At 43.9% G+C, this 1,313-nt stretch carries 1 pseudogene; it reads right to left on the minus strand.

The annotated features are described in order from the left end of the window. Positions 1-1,313: pseudogene (locus ACEN2N_RS18950) on the minus strand (hypothetical protein); the annotation flags it as partial.

Genomic DNA, 1,313 nt, shown 5'->3' on the forward strand with positions numbered 1-1,313 from the left:
GTATCGCCTGTATCTCCTTTTGGACCTACCGCTCCTGTATCGCCTGTATCTCCTTTTGGACCTGTTGCTCCCGGTGCCCCTGCCGCTCCAGTATCACCTGTATCGCCTTTTGGACCTACCGCTCCAGTATCGCCTGTATCTCCTTTTGGACCTACCGCTCCTGTATCACCTGTATCTCCTTTTGGACCTACCGCTCCAGTATCGCCTGTATCTCCTTTTGGACCTGTTGCTCCCGGTGCCCCTGCCGCTCCAGTATCACCTGTATCGCCTTTTGGACCTACCGCTCCTGTATCACCTGTATCTCCTTTTGGACCTACCGCTCCTGTATCGCCTGTATCTCCTTTTGGACCTGTTGCTCCAGTATCGCCAGTATCTCCTTGTGGACCTGTATCTGCGTCAACCCATGTATATGTTCCAGAACCATCGGTAGACAAAACTTGTCCGTTAGTGCCACCTGTTGGTAATTCTATTTCATTATTTGGATCGTTATCTGCATCGTCTACATTATCTACACCATCATTATCTAAAATGATAGATCCTCCATCTGCTAATGCAACTGTTGATGTTCCATCACCGTTATTTGTTATTGTTGAGGCTTGGAATGATACCGGTGCTCCGATTTCATTAGTATACGTAAAGCTACCATTGCCATTATCCGCAAGGGTTGTTACAGTTTCTGATATTGTTACAGAAGCTACATTTAAATACAATGCACCATCTGTACCAAAGGCTAAATCGTTATTAGCATTAGTACTGATAAGATTAACCGATTCTGTACCGCCACCATCGGTAATCTCTAAACTACCGTCTGTAATTGCACTTCCTGTGTTATATTCGTTTCCGATAAAATTATCCGCATCATCAACATTATCTACTCCGTCGTTATCAACAGTAACAGCATTACCATCGATATCTTCAATAGTCGAGGTACCATCACCGTTATCCAAAACTGTAGTAATCTCGTTTCTTGGATCGTTATCGTTGTTCGCAGGAAAGGTTACCGATAAATCGAAATCATCTCCCGATCTTACCACTCCAACAGAACCATCTCCAGATGCCACTGTCTGTATCTCATTTCTTAAATCGTTATCTGCATCGTCTACATTATCAATTCCGTCATTATCAACAGTAACAGCGTTACCATCGATATCTTCAATAGTCGAGGTGCCATCACCGTTATCCACAACTGTAGTAATCTCGTTTCTTGGATCGTTATCGTTGTTCGCAGGAAAGGTTACCGATAAATCAAAATCATCATCCGTTCTTACTACCGCTACAGAACCATCGCCAGATGCTACTGTCTGAATCTCATT

Origin of the sequence: Maribacter spongiicola, assembly GCF_052119685.1 — a bacterium.
GTDB classification, from domain to species: domain Bacteria; phylum Bacteroidota; class Bacteroidia; order Flavobacteriales; family Flavobacteriaceae; genus Maribacter; species Maribacter spongiicola_A.